The 8,770-nt window shown below is 52.2% G+C and carries 7 protein-coding genes and 1 tRNA gene; 6 read left to right on the forward strand and 2 right to left on the reverse strand.

Going from position 1 to position 8,770, the window contains the following annotated elements; all coding sequences use genetic code 11:
• Positions 1 to 59: 59 nt before the first annotated feature.
• From dcuA to OGY33_RS24425, 5 genes are all read left to right on the forward strand, one after another.
• A complete protein-coding gene (gene dcuA / locus OGY33_RS24405) occupies positions 60 to 1,361 on the forward strand; it encodes an anaerobic C4-dicarboxylate transporter DcuA (protein WP_003830670.1) in 1,302 nt (433 codons plus the stop codon).
• Between the two features lie 128 nt (positions 1,362 to 1,489).
• Positions 1,490 to 1,837 (forward strand): divalent cation tolerance protein CutA, encoded by a 348-nt coding sequence (gene cutA / locus OGY33_RS24410; protein ID WP_003025447.1) that lies wholly within the window; start codon positions 1,490 to 1,492, stop codon positions 1,835 to 1,837.
• A complete protein-coding gene (locus OGY33_RS24415; RefSeq protein ID WP_191238923.1) occupies positions 1,813 to 3,522 on the forward strand; it encodes a protein-disulfide reductase DsbD in 1,710 nt (569 codons plus the stop codon). Before cutA ends, OGY33_RS24415 begins: the two co-directional genes overlap by 25 nt.
• Before the next feature lie 36 nt (positions 3,523 to 3,558).
• Positions 3,559 to 4,134 carry a transcriptional regulator gene (locus OGY33_RS24420; RefSeq protein WP_008785982.1) on the forward strand — a complete coding sequence of 192 codons (576 nt, stop codon included), beginning with the start codon at positions 3,559 to 3,561 and terminating at the stop codon, positions 4,132 to 4,134.
• Positions 4,135 to 4,286: 152 nt separating this feature from the next.
• Positions 4,287 to 4,362, forward strand: a tRNA-Phe gene (locus OGY33_RS24425).
• An 82-nt stretch (positions 4,363 to 4,444) separates the two neighbouring features.
• On the opposite strand, the gene OGY33_RS24430 is transcribed toward OGY33_RS24425, so the two are convergent.
• On the reverse strand, positions 4,445 to 4,762 hold the full coding sequence (locus OGY33_RS24430) for a helix-turn-helix transcriptional regulator (protein ID WP_048236310.1): 318 nt from the start codon (positions 4,760 to 4,762) through the stop codon (positions 4,445 to 4,447).
• 49 nt (positions 4,763 to 4,811) lie between these two features.
• On the opposite strand from OGY33_RS24430, the gene OGY33_RS24435 reads away from it, so the two are divergent.
• Positions 4,812 to 6,473 (forward strand): fatty acid--CoA ligase, encoded by a 1,662-nt coding sequence (locus OGY33_RS24435; RefSeq protein WP_286572447.1) that lies wholly within the window; start codon positions 4,812 to 4,814, stop codon positions 6,471 to 6,473.
• A gap of 310 nt (positions 6,474 to 6,783) precedes the next feature.
• Here OGY33_RS24435 and OGY33_RS24440 read toward each other — a convergent pair whose 3' ends face one another.
• On the reverse strand, positions 6,784 to 8,505 hold the full coding sequence (locus OGY33_RS24440; RefSeq protein ID WP_008785980.1) for a SulP family inorganic anion transporter: 1,722 nt from the start codon (positions 8,503 to 8,505) through the stop codon (positions 6,784 to 6,786).
• Positions 8,506 to 8,770 lie beyond the last annotated feature (265 nt).

The following is an 8,770-nucleotide window of genomic DNA, read 5'->3' on the forward strand; positions in this document are numbered from 1 at the left end:
CGAAGTTACTTAAAAACAACAATTTAATATCAACTTGTTAAACAACAAGGAAGGCTAATATGATAGTTTTAGAACTTATCATCGTTTTGCTGGCAATCTTTTTAGGTGCCAGACTTGGGGGTATCGGTATTGGATTTGCAGGTGGGCTGGGTGTTCTGGTTCTCGCCGCTATCGGCGTAAAACCCGGTAATATCCCGTTCGATGTTATTTCCATCATCATGGCGGTTATCGCTGCCATTTCAGCTATGCAGATTGCAGGTGGTCTGGACTATCTGGTTCATCAAACTGAAAAACTGCTGCGTAAAAACCCGAAATACATCACGATCCTTGCACCTATCGTGACCTATTTCCTGACTATCTTCGCAGGTACCGGCAACATCTCTCTGGCAACGCTGCCAGTTATCGCTGAAGTTGCGAAAGAACAAGGGATCAAACCTTGCCGTCCGCTCTCTACTGCAGTGGTTTCTGCACAGATTGCGATTACGGCTTCTCCAATCTCCGCAGCCGTGGTTTACATGTCTTCCGTAATGGAAGGTCATGGCATCAGCTACATTCACCTGCTGTCCGTGGTCATTCCGTCCACCCTGCTGGCTGTTCTGGTCATGTCCTTCCTGGTAACTGCGCTGTTCAACTCCAAACTGTCTGACGATCCGATTTATCGTAAGCGTCTGGAAGAAGGCCTGGTTGAACTGCGTGGTGAAAGACAAGTTGAAATCAAAGCGGGCGCAAAAACTTCTGTTTGGTTGTTCCTGCTGGGCGTGGTTTGTGTCGTCGTATATGCGATCGTCAACAGCCCAAGCCTCGGTCTGGTCGCTAAACCGCTGATGAACACCACCAACGCAATCTTGATCATCATGCTGAGCATCGCGACGCTGACCACGATCATCTGCCGCGTTGAAACTGACTCCATCCTGAACTCCAGCACTTTCAAAGCCGGTATGAGCGCCTGTATTTGTATCCTGGGTGTTGCATGGCTGGGTGATACCTTCGTATCTCACAACATTGACTGGATCAAAGATACTGCAGGTAGCGTAATTCAGGGTCATCCGTGGCTGCTGGCTGTCATCTTCTTCTTTGCTTCTGCACTGCTGTACTCTCAGGCTGCAACCGCTAAAGCACTGATGCCGATGGCTCTGGCTCTGAACGTTTCCCCACTGACTGCTGTTGCGTCTTTCGCCGCGGTTTCTGGCCTGTTCATTCTGCCAACCTACCCAACTCTGGTTGCGGCAGTTCAGATGGATGACACCGGTACAACTCGCATTGGTAAATTCGTCTTTAACCATCCGTTCTTCATCCCGGGTACTCTGGGTGTGGTTCTGGCTGTCTGCTTCGGCTTCTTGCTGGGCAGCTTCATGCTGTAAGTTTTTCCTGCAGGGTGCCTGGGCGCCCTGCAGTTCCTCCACCCCACCCCGCTTTAACTAACATCCTTCCCTCGTCCGTTGTATAGTGACCATTCTTTTGCTGGTTACTCTGTTCTTTCGAGGTGTTTATGCTTGATGTAAAGAGTCAGGATATTTCCATCCCCGATACCGTTGTGGTGCTCTGTACCGCCCCGGATGAAGCAACCGCCCAGGATCTCGCCGCCAAAGTGCTGGCGGAAAAGCTGGCTGCTTGCGTGACCCTGCTACCCGGTGCGACCTCCCTCTACTATTGGGAAGGCAAACTGGAACAGGAATATGAAGTCCAGATGATTTTAAAAACCACCGTCACACACCAGCAAGCCCTTCTCGATTGCCTGAAGTCACATCATCCATATCAAACACCTGAACTTCTGGTTTTACCCGTCACTCACGGAGACTTTGATTACCGCTCATGGCTCAACGCATCCTTACGCTGATCCTGCTGCTGTGCAGCACATCTACCTTTGCCGGATTATTTGACGCGCCTGGCCGCTCGCAGTTTGTTCCTGCCGATCGGGCGTTTGTTTTTGATTTTCAGCAAAACCAACACGATCTGAACCTCACATGGCAGGTTAAAGATGGCTACTATCTGTATCGCAAACAGATAAGCATTACGCCATCTCAGGCCGATATTGCCGAGGTAAAACTGCCGCCCGGCGTCTGGCATGAAGATGAGTTTTACGGTAAAAGTGAGATTTACCGTAAACAGCTGACTATCCCGATCGCGGTCAATCAGGCTAAGTCTGGCGCAACATTAACGGTCACATACCAGGGCTGCGCCGACGCCGGATTTTGCTATCCACCAGAAACAAAAACGGTGCCATTAAGTGAAGTGTCTTCTGGTTCCGCGGCGGCCCCTGCACCAGCCCCAGCCACTGCAGATCCGCAAGAAAAACCGCAGCCCACGGCCCAACTCCCCTTCTCCGCGCTGTGGGCATTGCTGATCGGAATTGGTATCGCGTTTACGCCTTGCGTATTGCCGATGTATCCGTTGATTTCCGGTATCGTACTGGGTGGCAAGCAACGCTTATCAACCGGACGAGCACTGCTGCTGACGTTTATCTACGTTCAAGGGATGGCGCTCACCTATACCGCGCTGGGTTTGGTTGTTGCAGCCGCCGGTTTGCAGTTCCAGGCTGCGCTTCAGCATCCCTACGTCCTGATTGGCCTTGCCGTCATCTTTACGCTGCTGGCTCTGTCGATGTTTGGCCTGTTCACGCTGCAATTGCCTTCATCACTGCAAACGCGCCTCACGCTAATGAGTAACCGCCAGCAAGGCGGATCTCCCGGCAGCGTCTTTGCGATGGGGGCGATTGCTGGCCTCATCTGTTCTCCTTGCACAACGGCCCCGCTAAGCGCGATTTTGCTGTATATCGCTCAGAGCGGGAACATGTGGCTGGGAGGCGGCACACTGTATCTGTATGCGTTGGGGATGGGATTACCCCTGATGCTGATTACCGTATTTGGCAACCGCCTACTGCCTAAAAGTGGCCCATGGATGGAGCATGTCAAAACCGCTTTTGGCTTTGTCATTCTGGCGCTTCCCGTCTTCTTACTCGAACGTATCGTTGGCGACGAGTGGGGCGTTCGCTTATGGTCACTGCTAGGCGTCGCGTTCTTTGGCTGGGCGTTCATCACCAGCCTACAGGCAAAGCACGCCTGGATGCGTATCGTGCAGATTGTCCTGTTAGCCGCAGCACTGGTAAGCGTACGTCCATTGCAAGATTGGGCGTTCGGCGCGCCACATGCTCAAACCCAGGCACATCTTAACTTCACGCCGGTGGCATCGATAGATGCGTTAAATCAAGCACTGGCGCAAGCTAAAGGCAGGCCAGTCATGCTGGATCTGTATGCCGACTGGTGTGTAGCCTGTAAGGAATTTGAAAAGTACACGTTCAGTAATCCGCAAGTTCAGCAAGCGCTAGGCAACACGGTGCTATTGCAGGCGGATGTGACAGCAAACAATACCCAAGATGTCGCTCTCCTGAAACATCTACAGGTTTTAGGTTTGCCGACTATCTTGTTCTTTGATGCCGAGGGGAAAGAGCACCCGGAAGCTCGGGTTACGGGCTTTATGGATGCCGCGACCTTCAGCGCACATTTGCGCGATCGCCAACCGTGAGCGACACTTGCAACAGGAAATACGGAGGAGAATACCGTGCAACGTGAAGATGTCCTGGGAGAAGCCCTGAAATTACTTGAGGTGCAAGGGATAGCCAATACCACGCTGGAAATGGTGGCCGAACGCATCGATTATCCTCTGGATGAACTGCAGCGCTTTTGGCCCGATAAAGAGGCCATTCTGTACGATGCGCTACGCTACCTCAGCCAGCGGGTGGATATCTGGCGGCGTCAGCTTTTGCTGGATGACACGCTGAGCGCTGAGCAGAAATTACTGGCGCGCTACACTGCGCTGTCCGAATGCGTGAGCAATAATCGCTATCCCGGCTGTCTGTTCATCGCCGCCTGTACGTTTTATCCCGATCCCGGGCATCCGATCCATCAGTTAGCCGATCAGCAAAAAAAGGCGGCACATGACTTCACCCATGAGCTGCTGACGACGCTGGAAGTTGACGACCCGGCAATGGTCGCCAAACAGATGGAACTGGTGCTGGAAGGCTGCCTGAGCCGCATGCTGGTTAATCGTAGTCATGCTGATGTCGAAACGGCACACCGCCTGGCTGAAGATATCCTGCGCTTTGCCCAGTGCCGAATGGGCGGTGCGCTGACCTAAGCGAGCATTATCTGTTTTCGTCGCCTCTGCCGGATAGTTTTGTGCAAACTTCAGGCATAACCATGCAGATTGCCGTAATATTAAGCGGTTGAACAATGTTTCCAGAAATTTGATTGACTGACAGACGTGAATACGGTTTAATGCGCCCCGTTGCCCGGATAGCTCAGTCGGTAGAGCAGGGGATTGAAAATCCCCGTGTCCTTGGTTCGATTCCGAGTCCGGGCACCACTATTTAGAAGAACCCGCCTATGGCGGGTTTTTTGCTTTATGGGTTCCGCGAGATTTCTTATCGTTCTGCCCACAGTGACTCCTACCCCACCTCATCACGACAGTTAAACCTTTCACTGGAACCACGATGGTACTGTAAAAAATATAGCGGTATCAGGCACACCTCTTTGTCTGGCGTGCTTAACCGTAGGCTAAATTTGAGTAATTTATCTGAACAACCTTGGGCACAATACTGTTGCGGGAGCGCCAGGTCGCGCCGCACTTCATTGATAAGCTCGCTGAAGGTCCCCCCCTCTTCCAGATGGCGTTGTAGGGTACGCACATTCATCCCCACGGGCTGGAGTTGGTGCGCCGCCTCGACATCTGAAGCAAACGCCAGGGAGTAAATACCAACCTTCATCTACAATTGCCATCATACCGAGCAAATAATGAGTCAACGAGGAATCTGGATGGTGAAAACAAGAGTCATACAGTCAGCGCAGGGAGCCCATGCCTATCCGCTGCTGATCAAGAGCTTGCTGCTGTCGGGTGGGCGTTCTCATCCCGAGCGAGAAATCGTCTACGCCGACAAGCTGCGTTACGACTATCGCACCCTCAAACAGCGCATCCATCGCCTGGCAAACATGCTGACAGCGGCCGGTGTCATGCCTGGAGACACCGTCGCCCTGCTAGATTGGGACAGCCATCGCGCCCTCGAGTGCTTCTTCGCGGTGCCTATGATTGGTGCCGTGTTACACACGGTGAACGTCCGCTTCTCGGCGGACCAAATCGCTTACACCATGAATCATGCCGAGGACAACCTGGTACTGGTGCACGACGACTTCTTGCCGGTTGTCGAGTCACTGGCAGAGACACTGACCACTGTCCGGGGATACATCCAGCTTAGCGACGAAGAATCGAAGGCAACCAGCCTGCCGGTGCTGGGGGAATATGAGACCCTTCTGGCCGCAGCGGGAAATCGCTTTGACTTCCCCGACTTCGATGAAAACTCGGTAGCGACCTTGTTCTACACCACTGGAACCACGGGCAATCCCAAGGGGGTCTACTTCAGCCATCGTCAGTTGGTCCTGCACACGCTCAATGAGCTGGGCCTCCTGGCAGCCCACGAGGGACAGTCGCTGCTACGATCGAACGATGTCTACATGCCGATCACTCCTATGTTTCACGTGCACGCCTGGGGCGCTCCCTATGTCGCAACAATGCTGGGTGTGAAGCAGGTCTACCCCGGTCGTTACGAACCCAACAAGCTGGTACGGTTCTATCGCGATGAGGGTGTAACCTTCTCGCACTGTGTGCCAACCATCTTGCAAATGATCCTCGAGTGCGACGAAGCCACACGGACCGATCTGTCGGGATGGAAGATGTTGCTGGGTGGCAGTTCACTGTCCCTTGGACTGGCGACACAGGCCCACCATAAGGGCATACGCATTCACGCTGGCTATGGTATGTCTGAAACCTGTCCCCTGCTCTGTATGACCCACTTAAGCGATGCCGAGCTGGCCCTTCCCATGGATGAGCAGTTACCTTTGCGGATTCGAACCGGCCTGCCTGTTCCGTTGGTGGATCTGCGTATCGTCGATGGCGAAGGTCAGGAGGTAGTGCACGACGGCGAAGCCCTGGGTGAAATAGTGGTGCGAGCCCCTTGGCTGACTCAGGGCTACCTGAAGGAACCCGAGAAAGGAGCTGAGCTATGGAATGGCAGTTGGCTGCATACCGGCGACATTGCCTCCATCGATCCCCATGGGATAGTGGAAATCAAGGATCGCATCAAAGACGTAATCAAGACGGGCGGTGAGTGGATAAGCACGCTGGAGCTGGAGAGCCTCATCAGCTCACACGCGGCGGTCAGGTCGGTAGCCGTCGTCGGGATACCTGATGAACAGTGGGGCGAACGCCCCCTGGCTCTGGTGGTTTGTAAGGAAGGGGAGGACCTGGAGCCGCAGGCCATAGTGGCGCATCTGCAAGGATTCGTCGACCGCGGCCACATCAATAAATGGGCGATCCCACGACAGATAAGGATAGTCCCGGAAATTCCCAAAACCAGCGTCGGCAAGATCAACAAGCGCTTGATCCGCGAGCTCGAAGCCAGCAATGGGAAGGAAAGCATTTAAGCGATCTGTCGCATTCATAGCGTAAGGTTAACAACAGTCACGCTGTCTATATTTCAGGTAACATGTCGGTATCAATGCTCTGCCGGGGATCTCACCGTCCCCGCGCGGATGCTGATCGCCCTTTAGCAAATGGGTGCCTGGGCATGTTCATCGCCACAGGCACCTCGGGACCGGCGTTATGTTGATTCGGCAAAATCAGTTTACGGGCTGATTTCCTTGCTTTGTGGATTCCGGTCAATGTCAGGTCCTGCTGGACGAAAAATCCGCCCCCAGACCTTCCATCCAGCCTGATCACTTACCTAAATCTGCATTATTCAACAACGCCAGATTCACCCTCACTCATGCTTTCTTTGCTTTGAATGAACCGGAGCGCCAAATAAAGGTCTGGTGCCAGAATCATGTCGTCATCTTTCATTGTCGGTCGACTCTCCTTAAACCAGCGTGTTAACTCCGTTTTTCGGCCCGCAAGAATTAACTTAATCTGCCGCCCCTTCAGGTCCCGTTTTAACTCATTAATGGTTGCCAGAACGCTGATATCTGAATAGGTAAAGCAAGAAACGGCGTCAATGACCACCCATTTAGGTTGTAGTACTGCACCATCGACTAAATTCAAAACGCGGCGCTTAAAATAAGCCACATTAAAATAGGTCAGCGGTGAGTTAAATCGGTACATCAACACGCCAGGGATCATTTTCACATCAGTTGAATTACCTAATGAGTGAATCATTCCATGTTCGTCAATTCCCAATAAGTGTTCAGTAGGACGAAAAACTGTGCGCAGGAACTGCAACAGACCCAGCAATACCGCAAGGCCAATCCCCTGAATAACACCAATAATCAGAACACAGCCAAAGGTGAAGAACGCCAGGCGAAATGCGGGTTTATTTCTTCGCCTCAGGTTCCAGAGTCCGCGTAAATCAATTAATGACCACGATGCATAAATTAGAACAATGCCTAATGCAGATACCGGAATAAATTGTAATGGCTGCGTGAAAAATACCACGACGATTCCGATGATTAAGGCAGCAACAACGGAAACAAGCTGGCTTTTCCCTCCAGAGGAATCATTTACCGCAGTCCGGGAATCGGCTCCGCTAATCGCAAACCCCTGAGATAAGCCAGACATTAGATTCGCGACACCCAAAGCCCTGAACTCAGCATCAGCATTTATTTCGTATCCGTTTTTTGCGGCAAAACTGCGAGCGGTTAGCATCAGGCTAACAAAACTGACTAACGCCAGGTTCAGCGCAGGGATCAATAAATCACGCGCCAGACCAGGCTGAAACGATCCCCAGTGAACGACGGGCAAACCAGACTGAAAGCCCGATCCCCCAATAGTGGCAATCCCATACTGCTGCGCAGATGTAATCCATACCAGCGCCGTTGTTATCACAATAGCAATCAACGGTGCTGGCCATTGGCTACGAAACGTTTTGATAGCTATTAAAATCGCTAACGTTAGGATGGAGATACCTAAGGTTAATAAATGAATTTCTGAGAGTCGGCCAGGCAGGGCAATGATCTTCTCAATCACTTGCTCTTCATCAAGCGTAATCCCCAACACCTTACCGAGTTGCCCGACAATAATCGTCACGGCAACCCCGTTAAGCAGACCCGTTAGAATGGGATGCGAAAGCAAGTCAGCAAGCGCACCCAGGCGAAATTTACTGGCAAGCAGGCACCATCCCCCCATCATCACAGTCATGACAATTGTCAACTGCCAGTGAAGTTCTGGGTTTCCGGCAGAAAGAGGAACCACAACGGCCGCAATCACCGCGCAGGTCGTGGCATCAGGACCAACAATCAATTGGCGGGAAGAACCAAACAGCGCATAAGCTAGCATTGGCAAAACGCAGGAATATAACCCGACGATAGCCCCGACTCCCGCCAACTCAGCGTAAGCAATCGCAACCGGTAGTGCTACGGCAGCAACGGATAACCCGGCTTTAACATCATGTTTTAGCCAGCTTTTATCGTACGCTAATAAATTTTTTAGCCCTGGCATGTAGTTTAATACCATTTTTCCGAACACTTTATTCTCCGGATAGACCCTTACTTATAGATAAAGGTACACGTAACTGTCGCAGGCGATCCTGATATTTTCGGGAGGTAATACAGAAAATTCAGATTGGGGGTTTACTGCATATACCGCAGGATGGCTTGTGTTATGGAGGCTCAGGATATAGCTTTGCACCCGATGGTGCGGTGTTGTGATGTGCCTGATGCGCTGCGCTTATCAGGCCTACAAAATACGTTCAGCCCGGCCCCTGCAGGCCGGATAAGGCGGCACGCCGCAT

Origin of the sequence: Citrobacter sp. Cpo032 (genome assembly GCF_030332975.1) — a bacterium.
Classification (GTDB): Bacteria; Pseudomonadota; Gammaproteobacteria; order Enterobacterales; family Enterobacteriaceae; genus Citrobacter; species Citrobacter portucalensis.

Bases quoted from the DNA above. Each gene is read 5' to 3' on its own strand.
- OGY33_RS24435 (WP_286572447.1), top strand. From the start codon at position 4,812: ATGGTGAAAACAAGAGTCATACAGTCAGCGCAGGGAGCCCATGCCTAT.
- cutA (WP_003025447.1), top strand. From the start codon at position 1,490: ATGCTTGATGTAAAGAGTCAGGATATTTCCATCCCCGATACCGTTGTG.
- OGY33_RS24430 (WP_048236310.1), bottom strand. From the start codon at position 4,762: ATGAAGGTTGGTATTTACTCCCTGGCGTTTGCTTCAGATGTCGAGGCG.
- dcuA (WP_003830670.1), top strand. From the start codon at position 60: ATGATAGTTTTAGAACTTATCATCGTTTTGCTGGCAATCTTTTTAGGT.
- OGY33_RS24415 (WP_191238923.1), top strand. From the start codon at position 1,813: ATGGCTCAACGCATCCTTACGCTGATCCTGCTGCTGTGCAGCACATCT.